The organism is Fibrella aquatilis (assembly GCF_017353255.1).
Lineage (GTDB): Bacteria > Bacteroidota > Bacteroidia > Cytophagales > Spirosomataceae > Fibrella > Fibrella aquatilis.
Window position 1 is genome coordinate 64898 of record NZ_JAFMYU010000031.1, and the last position, 14707, is coordinate 79604.

Genomic DNA, 14707 nt, shown 5'->3' on the forward strand with positions numbered 1-14707 from the left:
CAGTTACATATACGTCACGGCAAACTAACACCCTATTCTTGATAAACTATACAGGGTATAATTATTTCGAGCTTTTTTTTTGCTTAAGTAAGATCGCTTAGCCGGCTAGTGCGCCTTGTTTAAAAACAAAGACGGATACACAGCCTGTGCGTATCCGTCTTCTTAACTATTTGTGAGCCGTGTCAATTTACACGCTAGTGCTTTTGAGGTGCTTTGGGGGTTTCGACGGTGAAGCAGGGGCAGGGGCAGGCGTGGGGGCCACAGCTGGGGCAGGCGGAGTAGCTATAGCGGGATGTGATGCAGGCGGCGCGGCAACGGCAGGATGTGGCGCGGGAGCAGCAACGGCCGGACGGGGTGGGTGTGGGGCTACCGGTGGCCGACGAGGCGCGCGCGGGGCACGGGCCGGACGCATATGAACAACATCGCCTTCTACTACTTCTATGCGTTCCAGGGTTTCTTCGGCTATGCGCGTGGCCGCTTCCGTCTGTTCTTCAACCTGCTGGGCCAACTGCTGCGATAGCTTAGCCAGTTCATCAGACAGCGCGTAGGTGGGTTCGTAGAGTTTACTGATCGAGTCGGCTAGTAGCTCTATGCGCGTTTTAACAGACTCCAGAGGCTGTAATTGACCACCCAAAACACCCATTTTACTACCTAATTTTCCCATACGTGTACCCAAATTGCCCATTTGCTCTTCCAACTGGGTGCGTTGCCGCTCCTTTTGCTGTCTGAGTCGGTTAGCCTGTGTTGTATTCTGACGCGATAATCGTTCGATGTCGACGGCCAGCGGGCGTAGTTTCTGGGCCAGTAAAACCTGCTGTCTGGCTAACTCCGCCTCTTGTTTCGCCAAAACAGCTTGCTGTTTTGAAAACTGACCCGCCTGCTGTTGAAGCCCCCTATTTTCCTGAGCCAGTTCAACCATCTTCTTACTCAACTTGTCAGCCAACGGCTGCCGTTCGGCCATGATCTTCTGCATCTCTTTAGTGAGCGCTTCCATCTTTAGCTTCACCGCCCGAAGTTGAGCCGTATCGGCAGGTGCAACTGGCGTAGAGTCGGATATGATGGCCAGTTGCTCTTCTGATGCATCTGGTACGTTGGGGATATTGGCGCTGGCAGCAGCGTCAATAGTAGTATAATCGATGTGCGCCATGCCGTCGCTTAGGGCTTTCATACCCGCATCGAAGGCCGCGTTTTTTTCAATGATTGTCAGCAAGATGTCCCGGTCAGGCTGCTTCACGGTGTCGAGATTCAGTTTTCCGCCCATAACCAGGTCGAGTTGTCGTTGCAACTGACCCACGCGGGAGGCCGGTAATTTCTGCCCCTTCCAGACCACATAACTCAGTCGGCCACTGTTGGTTAACCCGTACTCGCTGTTACCATCAACCTTATACCGACGGTTGGCTTTAGGTGGCGCAGCGTTCGCCGCCCCACGAGCGGGTTTTGGTCCTTCGGTTTGTTGTACGGCATAGACCGACAGGCTCAGCAGCAATAGCGTCGCCAGCGTTAGTCCGGCCAAACTGCCGTTCGAAACCAGGGGCCGCGTGGGTACACCCAGCATCCGCCGTACGCGTTGCAGCAGCAGTTGCCGTTTGCCCGCAAAAGCCATCGTTAGGGCTGGTGCCGGTGCCGAATCGCGCTGCCAGGCTTCGACCAGGGCTAGGGCGCGGGCCAGGGTGCGGGCATCGCCGATAGCGGCCACAGCCAGGTCGTCGCAGCAGTGTTCACGCTCTTCCCGCACCCGCGCCGACAGCCACCACAGCGCCGGATGAAAGAAGTACAGCACCTCCACCACCGACTGCACCAGGTTAAATAAATAATCGTGCCGCCGCACGTGGGCCAGTTCATGCGCCAGCACCGCCTCCACGTCGGCCATGCTCAGGCCCGCCAGCAGGCCCACCGGCCATAGCACCACCGGTTTCAACACGCCCACCACCAACGGGCTTGTTACCCGCGCCGTTACCCGCACCCGCGCCGACACGTTCAGTTTTTGGGCCATACGGGCGGTAGCGTCCAGCAGCGTAGTAGCCACGGGCAGGATGGCGGTGGTGCGCAGGCGCTGCACATAGGCCCAGCCGCCCACCAGCCGAATGCCGAAAAGGGCCACGCCAATGAGCCACAGCCAGACCACTTCGGTCAGGTGGGTAGCCAAAAACACCTGCACGTCATACTGCCATGAGTCATTGGAGCTAGTCAGTAAGGCTACCGGTCTGTTGCCAGCCAGCCCCACTTCGGTAGCCGTGCCAATGAGCGACTGCGGTTTGTAGTAGCTGGCAAACGTACCCACCGAAGCCAGCACCTGTACAAATAACCCACTCATTCCCAGCCGATAACGCAACGCCGCCGGGCCACGACGTAGCAGGTGAAACAAAACGGCCACAGTAAGCACCACGGCAAAGCCCTGCCAGCCGGCATGAATCAGGGTCCAGCCCAGGGCTTCAGCCGTGGGGTTGTTGAGCCAGTTAGTGAGCATCATGGTCAAGGTTGTTTAACAGGCGTTTGATTTCATCCAACTCATCGGCGCTGGCTTTATGTCGCCCCAGCACCTGCATCACCAGTTGCGAGGCCGACCCCCGGAAGGTGGTTTCCAGAAACCGGTCGATCAGCGTGTGTTGCGCTTCCTGCTCACCCAGCGCCGCTGTGTACACGTGCGATTTGGCCTCTTCCGAGCGGGTCAGCAGCCCTTTCTCGTGCATAATCTGCATCAGTTTCAGCGTGGTGGTGTAGCCAATGTCACGCTGCTGACTTAGTTCGTCATTCACCTGCCGCACCGTGCGCGGGCCGTGCTGCCAGAGCACGTGCAGGATCTCCAGTTCAGAATCTGTTGGTCGCATCATTCATCTACGAATTATTTCGTAGCAAACATGTACGAAAGATTTCGTAAGACCAAATTAAGTGGAGAAAAAAGTTTTCTGTTTTCCGTTTACTGTCTTCAGTTTTGTGCTATCGGTATGCCACACCTGCGCGGATGCCCAACTAAAAACTGAAAACAGTAAACGGAAAATTGCCTCCCCCATGATTCCACTTGATCGTTTTTCCGGCCATGCTGCCGACTACGCCCGCTACCGGATCGACTACCCCGGCGAGTTGTACGACTACATTTTGGCGCAGGTACCCACCCGGCAGCGCGTGTGGGACTGCGCCACCGGCAACGGACAGGCGGCCGTAGCCCTGGCCAATTATTTCGAAGAAGTAGACGCTACTGATTTGAGCGGCAATCAGTTAGCTAACGCCCCGCGCCGACCTAACATTGACTACCAGACGGCGCAGGCCGAAACACCGCCCTTTGCCGATGATACCTTTGACCTGGTTACGGTGGGGCAGGCGCTACACTGGTTCGACGTGCCGGTGTTTCATGCAGAAGTGCGTCGGGTGCTGAAACCGGGCGGCGTGATTGCCGAGTGGGGCTACGGCCTCAACCAGGTGAACGCTCCCATCGACGCCCTGGTCCGGTTTATTTATACGGACATTGTTGGCCCCTTCTGGGACCCCATGCGGCGGCACGTGGAAAATGAATACCGCGACCTGCCTTTCGATTTTGCCCAGCCCCGTCGGGCGCGGTTCATTGCCCGGCGCGAGTGGCTGGTAGAGTGGTACATGAACTACCTCCGCACCTGGTCGGCGGTGCAAGCATTTCGCAAAAAGCACGGCTACGACCCCATCGACCAGTTCGCCGACGACCTCCGCCGCCTCTGGGGTCCCAACCCGCGTGACGTGCGGTTTCCCATATTTTTGAGAATGGGAGTGAAAGGGTAGAGATTTACGAATTACGATGTACCAATTACGATTTATTGCTGACGCATGAGTACGCTGGCGTCAGCAATAAATCGTAATTCGTACATCGTAATTCGTAAATCTCTACCCTTTCTTCGGTAGCACGTTAAACACCGCGCTGGCGCGGACAACGCGCTCATCGTCTTTCATGACAAAGGCGTTGACGAAGGCCACTGCGGTGCCGATGCGCTGAATATCGGTATGTACTTCGAGCCAGTCGCCCACTTTGGCGTTGCCCACAAAATCGGTGGAGAGGCTGACGGTGACGAGGGGCACGGGGGGTTTTTGCGAGAACGCAGCGGCATAACCCATCGCCACGTCGACCAGGGTAGTGTAGACGCCCGTGTGTACGAAGCCGCGTCCGTTTACGTGTTTATCGAGTACCAGCAGGCCGATAATCAATTCATCGCCAACTTGTTGACTATATATTGGCCCGGCTGTTTCCAGAAAAGGGCTGGTACGAAAAATAGGCTCAAAGCCTTCAGGAATGTCCATTGGTATCTCTAATTTCCACCGATTTGAATCGATGGCACAATATCGGTTAAGCCAACGGCTTTTGTCAATACAATATTAGTCTGCAACTGCTCAGCTACCGCCTCAAGCTGTTTTGTCAGTTCAATTCTAAGGCTAGATACTACTAGCTAGTCTGTCCGTAAGCTTTTAACCGGGTTCATCAGAGCCGCCCTGACTGTTTGTAAGCTTACAACGAAGCACACAAATAAGAGAAAGAGCAAACCGATTGACACAAAAGAAACCCAACTGATATCTACATGATAAGCGAAGGTTTGTAGCCAGGTGCGCATCAATAAAAACGCAATCGGAAATGCGAACAGGGCTGCCACGACAAAAGCAAGGAAAAACTCACCGATGAACAGGCCAATGATTCGGCTTACGCTTGCACCCAGTACTTTACGGATGGCCAATTCTTTTGTTCGACGAGCTACACTCAGCGAGACCAAGCCTACGATGCCAATTAGTACGATAAACAACGATAGAAACGTAGCAGTTTGAGCCGCTTCCTTCAATTGCAATTCAGCCAGATAGAGTTGCTGTAGAGCTTGGTCAGCGAAATAATACTCGAAAGGGGCGTCGGGTAGTAATTGATGAAATCGCCGCTCAATGGCAGCGGTTGCCTGCGTCACATCATTCACATTGAGTTTGATCGACATATAGGAGAAAAGATTACCGGCTCCTTTAACATGACTGATGGCGGTGGGCGGTGTCTTCTCTTTTAGTGAACGGAAGCTGAAATCTTTTGTAACCCCAAGAATGGTAATGGGTTTGTCGTAGCCGTAGGTGTACAGTTGCTTCCCGATAGCAGCTTCAGCAGTCTTATAGCCTAACGACCGAATAGCGGTTTCGTTCAGTACAAGTTTATCCTCCTGATCGGCTTTCGAAGAGGACTGAAAAAAACGTCCGGCAACCAGTGGGATCTGATAGGTTTGAGCGAAATATTCGTCGGTTTGCAATACCGAAGCCGTTATTGATTCTGTCGAATCTCTACCAACCGAGTACAGATTGATATCGTAGCCGGTACCCCCCTTGAGGGTTGACGAAGTTATGCTTACGGCTCCTACTTCAGGCAGGCGGGCCAGTTCGTCCCGAACCCGTTCCATTTTAACCACACCTTGAGGTGACCAGTCACGCGGGATCGACACCAGTAGCACCGATTCTTTACGGTAGCCCATGTCTTTGCTGAAAAAGTAAGCCACTTGCTGGGCAATCACCACGGCTCCACAAAAAACCAGTAACGCAACACTGAATTGAGCCGTGACCAACAGTCGCCTGAATAACACCCCTTCTTTGACAGATTTTAGTTTACCCCGCAGTGAGTCGACATACGGTAAAGCAGACAGTTTGACTGCCGGGTACGTACCAGCCACCAGTCCAATAAACAACGAAATTAGCGTGACCACAATCAGAAAGTAGGGCGATGTAGCCCACAACGGGTCAATTTTCTTACCAACTACATCGGCAAATGAAGCCCGGAACGCTTCGTAAAGCAACAACGACGTGATTGTAGCTAGCGCTGTCAAGACTGTAGACTCAACTAATAATTGAACCACAACTTGCGCCTGCTGGCTTCCCAACGCCTTTCGGACACCGATTTCCCGAATCCGTGCCGATGAACTGACGATGGTGATGTTTACGAAGTTGACAACCGCCATAAACAGGACAAACAGCGCAATGCCAGACAGCGTATAAATTGTTTTCTGGACGATCCCTTTGTTGAATTGCCTGTAATAGTCTGGCAATGGAGTCAGGTAAGGCTGTAGCTGCCCTTTGATATCGGTTGGCGCATGCGTAGCGAGCAGTTGCTGTATTGGCTTTGCTAAGTCGCTTTCTGTAACACCGTCCTGTAATTCTACACAGGTGACCATATTATGCGTCTCCCATCCGTCCATATCGGTGCGGCCCTGTAAGCTATTGAGCGGAACAAAAATGTGAACAGGCTGATCCCACAAATAGGTCACTGAGTTTTGTGGCAGGCTTTTCAATACGCCAGTCACGGTGAAATCCTGTTCGCCACCTGCGTAGTTGCTCAACCTGAGAACTCGTCCGAGTACATCCGTTTTGCCAAAATACTTGACGGCATTCTCTTCCGTGATGACAACCGAGTTAGGCCCTTTTAAGGCTGTTTTCTCGTCGCCGTATAGCAAGGGAAAGCCATACATCGTCAGCATAGTTGGATCGCCCACCTCGACGACCTCTCTGACAAAGTGCTCATCCCCCACCGAAACAGCCGTTGTCGCCACATCGAAACGATAGTAGTTGGCGACCAAAGCCGGATACTCGTCTTTCAGTAGTTTACCTAATGGGGCAACGGTCGCATCTTCGAAGCCCATACTCGGCTGCGCCCATTTGCTCCGAATAATATATTGATTGGCGGCATGCCTCAATGTGTTGTTAACCAGCAACTCACTGACAACAAAACTGGCTATGAGCCAGGTGAAAGTCATCCCTACGGCCAACCCAAGAATATTAACCGCTGAGAGGAACTTTCGTTTAGCTAAATGCCTGATGGCGAGATTGATATAGGAACGTATCATGGCTCAAAGTTTATTGAGAGCCAATATACATATTGCCGTATTGGAGGGGTTGTTAATACTTGTTAAGCCGCGCTTGCGGACTCAATACCTTCGCCTTGTCTTCGTCGTGCCATAACCGCCGCTCTATTGAGAAGGGTTCTTGCTTCACTACCCGAATCTCGCCGAAACGTGAATGCCCCGGATGGAGCAGATAGTTGACCGACATGGGCACGGCCACCGACGGCACAGCGGCCACCAACGTGGTGGGGTTCGTGAGCCAGTCGCGCAGAATCCACTGGGTACGTACGTAGCTTTCGTCGTTCCAATAGTCGGGCAGGTCTTCCGGCAGGTACGTCGTCACGGCATCCGGCGTTAGCTCAACGGGCACAGCCAGCGTAAACAGCAGCAGGTTCGGCAGCTTTTCGTACTTCACACGGGGCTGATGCACCAGCGATTCAACCAGGGCCAGCGCAGGCGACGAGGTTGAATATAACAACGGAAAACCCTTCGGATTCCAGCGACCACCAAACAACCGGGCTCCCTCGGTAGCCAGCGGGTCTGATGCGTATTTCGCCTTCACGGTACGGTAAACGGTCAGCATGGCCTCTTCTCTACCCCACGATGCCGTGCTCGATCCGGCCCAGCACGTCATCGACCAGCCCGAAACCGGTTGAGGTATCAAGCAGTTGCAGCGGCGACTGATTGTTCAGTTCCCGGATAGGCGAACGCAGCCAATCGGCCAGCGTGTCGGCGTCGTTGTCGAAAACATCCAGCCCGTGTTGCAGCAGGTTGGTCAGCAACAGCAACCGCTCCGACGCATCGCGCGATAGCCGTTCGTCAGGTTTAAGCCGGTGCAGATTCCGGTCCGACATATTGAGCATCCGGGCCATCTCTTTGTCGGTTAGCCCAACCATATTGGCTACCCGATCAGCCTCGGACCGCAACACCCCCTGCCGCGACTTATCAATGACGGTGTAGGGGGCGTAAACGGCTGTTGGCGGGGGAAGTGCTGCGTATGCCATAAGATGATGTGCGAAATTTGTCAGTACTACAACCGCAATATGGCACAATCTGTTCAGTTTTGCAAGGACTGATAGTCTTTGCACGAAAACCTCACATGGCCCAGATCACGCGGACCACTTTGCCCTTCACGCCGATAGTGTCGAAGTATTCCAGCCAGTGCAACTGCTGCGGGCCGAGGTGGTCGGTGGGGGACTTAACTTCCACGAAACTGTATTCACCGGCTTCGTTCCAGACCAGCAGATCGGGGAAGCCACGGGTGTGCTCGCGGACGTTGCGGGCCATTTCCAACAAAATCAGGCCCAACTGCTCCAGGTCGAGCAGTTCAATCAGCTTGTTTACCAGGCCCAGCAGTTCGTCGTTCCAGTCTACGAGCACGTTGGTGATGCCATATTTGGCGTTGTAGGTGCGCCCCACGTGCCGCCGCCAGTCGTCTTTGGTAGTCAGTTCGGCCAGGCGTTTTTTCAACAGTTCTTCGCGGCGGACGTAGAAATCGGGCAGGTAAAAGTCCGACGGGGCACGTTGTAGCGGGTGGTGAATGGCAGCCACGTTGGCGTCGTAGATCACGTCCCAAAACACCAGACCGAACAGCCCGCGCCAGGGGTAGTTTTCAGTGAAAGCCGCGTCGTTGCCTTCCTCCAGGTAATGGTTCATCACGCCCGCCTCAACGTGGTGCCGGTAGGCCGCCGGAATATCCAAGCTTTCGGCGTCGGAGAGAAAGCGGGTGGTGGCTTTGCGGGTCCGTTTTTTGGCCACGTTGCCCAGGATCTTCTCCCGGAAATCGCCCGCAAAATACCGTTCCTCGGCGTTCTGCGGCGTCACGGCAATCTCGTCGATCAGGGCCAGGGCTTCATCGACCAACCCGTTTTTGTACAAAAGTCGCACGCGCCGTTCGCGGGCCGGAACCCGGTCAGATAGTTCGTAGACGGCCAAGGCCTGATCGGGCATTTTTTGGCGCTCCAGGTAAGCCCCCACGCGGCAAACAAGTTTCTGATAGCCCGGAAACGCGATTTCCGACAACTCAGGTCGGGTTTCGTTCCAGTTCAGAAACCAGTTGTAGATGGCATCGGGCGGGGTGCCGGCGTCTTTTTGCTCATAGAAAGCTTCGTTGGTGAGCGAAATCAGCAGCTTATCTTCCACCTCCTTGCGGTTGCGGAAACGAGCCGTCATCTTGCTTTCGTCATACTGCTCGAAGTTCATCATACCCATGTCGCGCATGACGAACTCGGTCATGTCGGAGCCACGGTTGCCGAAGAACAGGTACTTGAGCATCATCACCTCGGCCTCGAAGTTGACCTTCACCACGGTCTCGCGGGTGGAGATGCTCGTCACGATTTCGCCAAAGTTCAGCTCGTTCAGCGCATAGCGCACTACTTCCTCTTTTTTGAGCTTGTTCAGCGCCCGAATCTCTTCCGGTTCCAGGGGCAGCAGATCGAGCAGGTCGGGCTTGGTAAACACGTCGAGGGCTTCGTGGCCCATGCCTTCGTGGCGGGTGGCGAGGCGGTCCAGAAATCCCGCGTTGATGAGTTCTCCCACCGAAACCGGCAAATCAGTTATTTCGCGGTAGTTGAGTTTATTGGCCCGGAAGAAGGCACCTTTACGATTGCTGACCCGCACGTACAGGCATTGCGCGTCGGTGCTGAGGGCATCGAACCGGTGCAAAAAATCCGTCTCCGCTTCGTTGAGCAGCCCGCCATAAAGCCGCTTCACAAAGTCGAGCACATACCGGAAATTATGCCAGTAGTAGCGAGGCTGCAGAATTACTTTTTGTCGTCCAACCATAAGGATTTTGGATGCTGGATTTTAGACATTGGACCACTACTAGACTAAGCCTGTTTCTCTGGTCTAACATCCAACATCTAATGTCCAACGTCTGTCTATAAATAACACCAATCCCCCCCAATATGTCCCCATTTGACGTGCTGGCGGCCCTGAAACAGAAGGGGCTGCTGCCGCCCGAACAGGCCGATGCGCTGGCCGATTATGAGCGCACCAAACCCCTGTCGCTGCACTACGAATTGCGGGCCATGCTGTCGGTGGGTATCTTGCTGCTGACGGCCGGGCTGGGGCTGGTGATCTACGAACATTACGAAGCCATCGGCGACGTGGCCATCCTGGGGGGCATTTCGGCCCTCTGCGCAGCCAGCTTCATTTTTGCCTGGCGGTTCCGGCCACCGCTGTCGGCGGCGAAGGTGAACAGCAGTTCGGTCTTCGGCGATTATGCCCTGCTGCTGGGGTGTCTGCTGTTTTTGTCGCTGGAAGGCTACGCGCAGTACCGGTTTAATCTCTTCGGCACGCGCTACGGGCTGGCCACGTTTCTGCCTGCGGTGCTGTTTGTGGCCCTCGCCTATAGGTTCGACCATCAGGGCGTGCTTACCATGGGCCTCACCGCGCTGGCCTCGTGGGTGGGCGTAACCGTGCGACCGCTGGAGCTTCGGCTACGCACCAACTTCTTCGACGAACCCACCGTCTGGGCCGCCATTGGCCTGGGCGGCATTCTCATTGCCATGGCCGTGGTGGGGTATCGGCAGCGCGTGAAAGCCCATTTCACCAACACCCTGCTGGCGTTTGGCGGCAACCTGTTCCTGCTGGCCCTGCTGGCGGGCGTGTTCAACTTCGCCGACCGGCGGCTGCTTTATGGCCTACTGTTGCTGGTAGCCTGCGTGGGCTTCGATCAGTATGCCCGCCGCGACCGGTCGTTTTTGTTTATGCTCATGGGCGTGGTCTACGGCGACATTGGCCTGACCTACCTCCTGGGCGACGCCGTAGATGGCATGGCCCTGCCTCCCGAAGTATATATGCTCTATTTCACCCTGGCCAGCGTTGGCGTAGTGCTGTACCTGATTGCCAACTACCGCAAACTGACCCGCTATGAAACTTTATAACGAAACCCACATCGAAGAGCGCGACTTGGTAAGGCAGGTAGAGCAGTGGCAGACCCAAGGTCTGGTCACGCCCGAACAGCTGGCGGCGGTGCGGGCGGCATACCCCAGGCGGTTCAAAATGACCAACCCGTTTATCGACATTGGGCTGTTTCTGTTTACCATCATCGCGGCTATGTCGGCCTTTGGGCTGGTGTATGTGCTGCTGAGTGGTGGCAGTGGCGAGACCGGGCTGGGGGCGGTGGCCATTGTGTTTGGTATTGGCCTGTTTTTCTTCACCCGGAGCACCGTGGCTAGTGGCAACCTGTGCCGCAACGGTATCGACAATGCGCTGGTGCTGCTGGTGCCGCTGTTTCTGATCGGCGGGCTGATCCTGCTCTTTCCTGTTACGCCACCGTTCTGGGCGTGCTGCCTGATTGCCCTGCCCATTCTGCTGGCCATGATCTGGTATACCGGCGACACTATCCTGACCTATTTCGCCCTGTTTGCGCTCTACGGGGGCCTTTTTCACCGCCTGATCGACTACGGCTGGGGCAAGCAGCTGATGCCGTTTATCTTCATGGCGGTGTCGGTGGGGTTATACCTGCTGGCCGACCGGCTCCCCAATCGCGCTTACTACGCCGACGTGCTGAGCCAGTTGCGGTGGGCCAGTCTGGTGGTGCTGGCGGCGGCGGGCAACTACTACGTGGTGCGCGAACTAAACGGTCTGCTGCTGGAAGGCCACTACGCCGTAACGCCCGAAATATCCCTACGTGGCTTGTTTTGGGGTATTACGTTTGGCATTCCGCTGGCGTATGCGGTGCTGGGTTTCCGCCGAAAGTCGCGCATGTTTGTTATTCTGGCGGTGCTGGGGCTGGCGGCGGCGCTGGTGACAGTGCGGCACTATTACGGCACCTGGCCCCTGTCGGTGGCGCTGGCTATAGACGGCACCGTACTTATCGGGCTGGCGGTGCTGGGCATTCGGTGGCTGCGTGCGCCCCGCCACGGTTTTTCTGACACCGATGACGGCGAGGCACCGCTGCTGGTGGTGCGCCATGCCGGTACGCTGACTACCCTGCAGGGCACGGTAAACGCCCAGCAGCACCCTACTGGTCCGCGCTTTGGTGGTGGTGATTTTGGGGGCGGCGGCTCAGGCGAACAGTACTGACGGCCCGTTAGATACTTATGCCTAATAGTCAATAGACTAAATAGTGAATAGAGGGTATCTTTGCCCCTTATCTATGCAACGAAATGTATCGATTGAATACCTGAAGGCGGCACTGGTCACGCTGATGGTACTCACCCATAGCTTTACGCTGGTGGGTACCCTTATTCCCGGCAACCGAAGCAGTCAGTTGTGCTACTTACTGGCTACTACGGGCAACCTGACTGTTTTTTCAGGCTTTCTATTTTGTTTTGGCTACGCCTCCTATCACGCCTATCTCTCAAAACCATTAGCACGAGTTAGGAAGAATCTGTTCACCACTGCGCAGAATCAGTTGGCTAGTTACTACCTGTCGGCCCTGCTCGCCGTGGTGATCTTGCCTATGCCCGGCCGAACTACACCTACCGTAACACTAGCCGATGCCTGGGCGGTGCTGACGTTCCAGTACATTGCCCCTTTCTCCGAATTTATGCTGGCCTACTTTCTATTGACGGGCCTTACCTTGCTGCTTTTCAGGCCATTAGCTACCATGGCCGGGTCGAGCCGGGCTATGCTGGTGGTGGGTGGAGTATCGCTCCTGGCAACAATCCTGATTCCGTATAATCTCTTTATCGACAACCCGCTGGGGTTGCTGGTAGGCAGCCGGAGCTACGCCGCTTTTCCGCTGGTGCAGTATGGGCTGTTCTACGTAGCCGGTATCTATTTTGCCCGCTTCAACGTGGTCTGGCGCTGGCCGGTGGCTCTGGTAGCCGTGGCCGGTACGGGCTATTTTGCTTTTTTCTACGTCACTACCAGCGTGCTGCCCGTGCGGTTTCCACCGTCGCTGGCCTGGATATGTGGGTCGTGGGGGCTATTGTACGGCCTTTATCTGGGCATACATGCCCTGGTTCGCCGGGGGTTCCACTCGTCGGTTTTGCTGATGATGGGCAGCAATACCTTGCTCTTTCTGTTGGTGAGCAACATGCTCCTGTTTTCACTGACCAATCAGTTCAAGACCACCCCTATTGGGTCGTTACTCATTGGCTTGCTGGTGCTGACGACCTGCGGTTATCTAGTCCGCATTACCCGCAAAACAACCCCGACGCCTCCTGCTGAGCAGCATCAGCAGCCAATACCCCTTGAGCCGTTTCAGGTCGACAAGACTAACTAATGTCGGTGAGGCGGGCAATGAGGCGGTCTTTCATTACGAAGACCGAATGCCCCGTCAGCGACAGAGTTTCGCCTGCCTGCGGGCCGTCGGGCATGTCGACGGCGAGGGTGGCCCGGTAGTCGATTTTCACGCTCACCACGTCATCGGCTACGGTGCGGTCGTTGAGTACCTGCTCCCGATAGCTGAACAACTGAGCAGCGGCCTCGGCCTGTTGCCGGAAGGCGGGTTTCCCCGTTAGCTTCATCGTGACGTGCCCGTCTACTAAGTGTTCAAAATTGACATCCTCGGCTAGGCAGGCCATCATACCGTCGATGTCTTTGCGATTATACGCTTCAACGTAAGCGACGACCGTTTGCACGTTCGCTTCTTCAATACCAGTCATGCGGGGAAAACTTCGTTTGGTAATTTACCATCGAATTAGGCGAATTTTAGTCAAACTACCACCTTCGTACCGCCCCCACCCCCAGATTCATGTACTTTTGAGGTGAATTTTAACGCAGAAAACAACCGTCAGTTACCCCATGCAGACCGTCGATACCTTTAATTTTTCGGGCCGAAAAGCCCTCGTCCGCGTCGATTTCAACGTTCCCCTCGATAAGGACTTTACCATCACCGACGACACCCGAATTAAGGCCACAATCCCCACGATTCAGAAAATCCTGAACGACGGCGGCTCGGCTATCCTGATGTCGCACCTGGGCCGCCCGAAAGATGGCCCGACGGATAAGTATTCGCTCCGCCACCTGCTGCCCACGCTGTCGCAGACGTTTGGCCGCGAGGTGAAATTCGCCGACGACTGCATTGGCCAATCGGCGGTGGAGCAGGCGGCTGCGCTCAAGCCCGGCGAGATTCTGCTGCTCGAAAACCTGCGTTTTTATAAGGAAGAAGAAAAAGGCGACGTGGCCTTTGCCGAAAAGCTCTCGAAACTCGGCGACGTCTGGGTAAACGATGCTTTTGGTACCGCCCACCGCGCCCATGCCAGCACCGCCGTGATCGGGCAGTTTTTCCAGGACCGCGTGTGTGGCTACGTGATGCTGGCCGAAATCGAGAACGCCGACAAGATTCTGCACCATGCCGAACGGCCGTTTGTAGCCATCATGGGCGGGGCCAAAATCTCCGACAAAATCCTGATCATCGAACGCCTGCTCGACACCGTCGATACGCTGATTATTGGCGGGGGCATGACCTACACCTTCACCAAAGCGCAGGGTGGCCAGATTGGCAAGTCGCTACTAGAGGCTGACAAACAGGACCTTGCGCTGGAGATTCTGAAAAAAGCCGACGCCAAAGGCGTACGGATCGTGATGCCCACCGACAACGTATGCGCCGATGCCTTCGCCAACGATGCCAACCGCCAAACCGTAGCCACCGGCCACATCCCCGACGGCTGGGAAGGCCTCGATATTGGCCCCGACAGCGTGAAGCTGTTCACCAGCGTGGTAGAAAGCGCGAAGACCATTCTCTGGAACGGCCCGATGGGCGTGTTTGAATTCCCCAATTTCGCCACGGGCACCAACGCCATTGCCGAAGCCGTGGTGAAGGCCACCGAAAACGGCGCATTCTCGCTTATCGGCGGCGGCGACTCGGCCTCAGCCATCAACAACGCCGGCTACGGCGACCGCGTTAGCTACGTCTCCACCGGCGGCGGCGCATTGCTCGAATACATGGAAGGCAAGACGTTGCCGGGTGTAGCAGCGTTGCAGTAAAAAAGTAA

At 55.4% G+C, this 14707-nt stretch carries 13 protein-coding genes; 5 read left to right on the forward strand and 8 right to left on the reverse strand.

The window, feature by feature from the left end:
* Window positions 1-187: 187 nt before the first annotated feature.
* Window positions 188-2470 (reverse strand): M56 family metallopeptidase, encoded by a 2283-nt coding sequence (locus J2I48_RS25750; RefSeq protein WP_207338404.1) that lies wholly within the window; start codon window positions 2468-2470, stop codon window positions 188-190.
* Window positions 2457-2828: a BlaI/MecI/CopY family transcriptional regulator gene (locus J2I48_RS25755; protein WP_207338418.1), complete on the reverse strand. Its 372-nt coding sequence runs from the start codon at window positions 2826-2828 to the stop codon at window positions 2457-2459. Before J2I48_RS25755 ends, J2I48_RS25750 begins: the two co-directional genes overlap by 14 nt.
* A 181-nt stretch (window positions 2829-3009) precedes the next feature.
* Between J2I48_RS25755 and J2I48_RS25760 the strand changes: the two genes are divergently transcribed.
* A complete protein-coding gene (locus J2I48_RS25760) occupies window positions 3010-3750 on the forward strand; it encodes a class I SAM-dependent methyltransferase (protein WP_207338405.1) in 741 nt (246 codons plus the stop codon).
* A 102-nt stretch (window positions 3751-3852) separates the two neighbouring features.
* On the opposite strand, the gene J2I48_RS25765 is transcribed toward J2I48_RS25760, so the two are convergent.
* The 5 genes from J2I48_RS25765 to J2I48_RS25785 form a co-directional block, all read right to left on the reverse strand.
* Window positions 3853-4263, reverse strand: a complete 411-nt coding sequence (locus tag J2I48_RS25765) for a PaaI family thioesterase (RefSeq protein WP_207338406.1) — start codon at window positions 4261-4263, stop codon at window positions 3853-3855.
* Between the two features lie 146 nt (window positions 4264-4409).
* Window positions 4410-6818, reverse strand: a complete 2409-nt coding sequence (locus J2I48_RS25770; RefSeq protein WP_207338407.1) for an ABC transporter permease — start codon at window positions 6816-6818, stop codon at window positions 4410-4412.
* A gap of 52 nt (window positions 6819-6870) precedes the next feature.
* A complete protein-coding gene (locus J2I48_RS25775; RefSeq protein WP_207338408.1) occupies window positions 6871-7398 on the reverse strand; it encodes an RES family NAD+ phosphorylase in 528 nt (175 codons plus the stop codon).
* A 10-nt stretch (window positions 7399-7408) separates the two neighbouring features.
* Entirely contained in the window at window positions 7409-7819 is a 411-nt protein-coding gene (locus J2I48_RS25780; RefSeq protein ID WP_207338409.1) for an Xre family toxin-antitoxin system antitoxin, read from the reverse strand.
* Between the two features lie 91 nt (window positions 7820-7910).
* A complete protein-coding gene (locus J2I48_RS25785; protein WP_207338410.1) occupies window positions 7911-9599 on the reverse strand; it encodes a VRR-NUC domain-containing protein in 1689 nt (562 codons plus the stop codon).
* 122 nt (window positions 9600-9721) lie between these two features.
* On the opposite strand from J2I48_RS25785, the gene J2I48_RS25790 reads away from it, so the two are divergent.
* The 3 genes from J2I48_RS25790 (at window position 9722) to J2I48_RS25800 (ending at window position 12993) form a co-directional block, all read left to right on the forward strand.
* A complete protein-coding gene (locus J2I48_RS25790; RefSeq protein ID WP_207338411.1) occupies window positions 9722-10702 on the forward strand; it encodes a DUF2157 domain-containing protein in 981 nt (326 codons plus the stop codon).
* A complete protein-coding gene (locus J2I48_RS25795; protein WP_207338412.1) occupies window positions 10689-11846 on the forward strand; it encodes a hypothetical protein in 1158 nt (385 codons plus the stop codon). The genes J2I48_RS25790 and J2I48_RS25795 overlap by 14 nt, the downstream gene beginning before the upstream one ends.
* 73 nt (window positions 11847-11919) lie before the next feature.
* Window positions 11920-12993: a hypothetical protein gene (locus tag J2I48_RS25800; protein WP_207338413.1), complete on the forward strand. Its 1074-nt coding sequence runs from the start codon at window positions 11920-11922 to the stop codon at window positions 12991-12993.
* Here J2I48_RS25800 and J2I48_RS25805 read toward each other — a convergent pair.
* Entirely contained in the window at window positions 12986-13375 is a 390-nt protein-coding gene (locus J2I48_RS25805) for a nuclear transport factor 2 family protein (RefSeq protein WP_207338414.1), read from the reverse strand. The genes J2I48_RS25800 and J2I48_RS25805 overlap by 8 nt on opposite strands.
* A gap of 139 nt (window positions 13376-13514) precedes the next feature.
* Between J2I48_RS25805 and J2I48_RS25810 the strand changes: the two genes are divergently transcribed.
* Window positions 13515-14699: a phosphoglycerate kinase gene (locus J2I48_RS25810; RefSeq protein ID WP_207338415.1), complete on the forward strand. Its 1185-nt coding sequence runs from the start codon at window positions 13515-13517 to the stop codon at window positions 14697-14699.
* The last annotated feature ends 8 nt before the right edge of the window (window positions 14700-14707 follow it).

Coding starts and splice junctions, on each gene's coding strand:
- J2I48_RS25750 (WP_207338404.1), bottom strand. CDS start 2,470: ATGATGCTCACTAACTGGCTCAACAACCCCACGGCTGAAGCCCTGGGC.
- J2I48_RS25755 (WP_207338418.1), bottom strand. CDS start 2,828: ATGCGACCAACAGATTCTGAACTGGAGATCCTGCACGTGCTCTGGCAG.
- J2I48_RS25760 (WP_207338405.1), top strand. CDS start 3,010: ATGATTCCACTTGATCGTTTTTCCGGCCATGCTGCCGACTACGCCCGC.
- J2I48_RS25765 (WP_207338406.1), bottom strand. CDS start 4,263: ATGGACATTCCTGAAGGCTTTGAGCCTATTTTTCGTACCAGCCCTTTT.
- J2I48_RS25770 (WP_207338407.1), bottom strand. CDS start 6,818: ATGATACGTTCCTATATCAATCTCGCCATCAGGCATTTAGCTAAACGA.
- J2I48_RS25775 (WP_207338408.1), bottom strand. CDS start 7,398: ATGCTGACCGTTTACCGTACCGTGAAGGCGAAATACGCATCAGACCCG.
- J2I48_RS25780 (WP_207338409.1), bottom strand. CDS start 7,819: ATGGCATACGCAGCACTTCCCCCGCCAACAGCCGTTTACGCCCCCTAC.
- J2I48_RS25785 (WP_207338410.1), bottom strand. CDS start 9,599: ATGGTTGGACGACAAAAAGTAATTCTGCAGCCTCGCTACTACTGGCAT.
- J2I48_RS25790 (WP_207338411.1), top strand. CDS start 9,722: ATGTCCCCATTTGACGTGCTGGCGGCCCTGAAACAGAAGGGGCTGCTG.
- J2I48_RS25795 (WP_207338412.1), top strand. CDS start 10,689: ATGAAACTTTATAACGAAACCCACATCGAAGAGCGCGACTTGGTAAGG.
- J2I48_RS25800 (WP_207338413.1), top strand. CDS start 11,920: ATGCAACGAAATGTATCGATTGAATACCTGAAGGCGGCACTGGTCACG.
- J2I48_RS25805 (WP_207338414.1), bottom strand. CDS start 13,375: ATGACTGGTATTGAAGAAGCGAACGTGCAAACGGTCGTCGCTTACGTT.
- J2I48_RS25810 (WP_207338415.1), top strand. CDS start 13,515: ATGCAGACCGTCGATACCTTTAATTTTTCGGGCCGAAAAGCCCTCGTC.